Source organism: Halorubrum sp. SS7, assembly GCF_005435055.1.
In the GTDB taxonomy this organism is placed as follows: Archaea; Halobacteriota; Halobacteria; order Halobacteriales; family Haloferacaceae; genus Halorubrum; species Halorubrum salinarum.
This window is the reverse complement of sequence record NZ_SGXV01000133.1, coordinates 1-981: the sequence shown is the minus strand read 5'-3', so window position 1 is coordinate 981 and position 981 is coordinate 1. Positions and strand designations below refer to the sequence as shown.

The following is a 981-nucleotide window of genomic DNA, read 5'->3' as shown; positions in this document are numbered from 1 at the left end:
AGCGCCGTCGCCCCGCCGGGGCGAGTTCGACAAGCGCGTCGGACGCGGTGCGTCCGTCTCCGCACAGTCCGTTTCTGCTAGCGGCCGGTCCGGACCGCGGCCGCGTAGGTCGCTCATAACAATCTCGTTCGCTGCGGTGTCCCCTCATATCCGATGGACACGGACTCACCGACCCCGCGATACGAGGCGTACGAGGCGGCCGTCGTCAGCGACCACGGGGGGTCGACCGAATGTACGATATTCCCGAGGGACGCCGACGACGACCGCCGAACGACCGCGTGGATCACCGCCCGCGAGGAGGCCTACTGCTCGGCGGCCTCAATGCGGTGACCACGTGCTCGGGACCTCGTGCCGACCGCTTCGCCCCCGTCTCGCCTTCCGAAGCAACTTTTCCTTACAACGTCCGAAGGAGCCGACCGCCGATCGGACCGGACACAGAACACGGGTTCGACCGAAGGGCGGCTGAGCCGGCCTTTCGTCCGCTTCAACAGGTGTATCCGGGGCACGCCCGGGATCGGGTCGAGTAATACCCGATTACCGTCGGGAACGGCCTAATTACTCAAGTTACCCGAGCTTAACGGCCGTGTATGGAAAGTTCCATCACAGAGGCCGACAAGCAGCGAATCGAGACGTTCGTGTCGACCCCGAAGTACAAACGCGATCCCGAGATGCTCGTCCCCGACGACGAGTAACGTCGTCGTTCGGCAGTCGTCGAACGGCGTTCAGCGGGCCTCTCGGACCGTTTCGCCGTCGACGAGGATCCGTCCGGTCCCCGTGACCTCGACGACGTGGTCCGGCGTCTCGAACTGGAGGCGCCACGAGTCGCTGTCGTGGCTCGCGAGGTTGCGGACCGCGTCGGTGGAGACGTGATTCTCCAGAGAGACGTCGAGCTCCTCCGGGTCCACCGATTTGACGTCAGCGAGGGCTCTCGCTATCTTTTCGGTGAGGTCAGCTGTCACGTTCGATCATTTCGATGTTCAT

At 64.2% G+C, this 981-nt stretch carries 2 protein-coding genes; one reads left to right on the top strand and one right to left on the bottom strand.

What is annotated here, in order from left to right; all coding sequences use genetic code 11:
- Positions 1-153: 153 nt before the first annotated feature.
- Positions 154-330, top strand: a complete 177-nt coding sequence (locus EXE44_RS20400; protein ID WP_158293491.1) for a hypothetical protein — start codon at positions 154-156, stop codon at positions 328-330.
- A gap of 392 nt (positions 331-722) precedes the next feature.
- On the opposite strand, the gene EXE44_RS17115 is transcribed toward EXE44_RS20400, so the two are convergent.
- Positions 723-959, bottom strand: coding sequence for a HalOD1 output domain-containing protein (locus tag EXE44_RS17115; protein WP_158293490.1), 237 nt, complete (start codon positions 957-959; stop codon positions 723-725).
- Positions 960-981 lie beyond the last annotated feature (22 nt).

What these genes read in the sequence shown, in the direction of transcription:
- EXE44_RS20400 (WP_158293491.1), top strand. Translation starts at nt 154, where the DNA reads ATGGACACGGACTCACCGACCCCGCGATACGAGGCGTACGAGGCGGCC.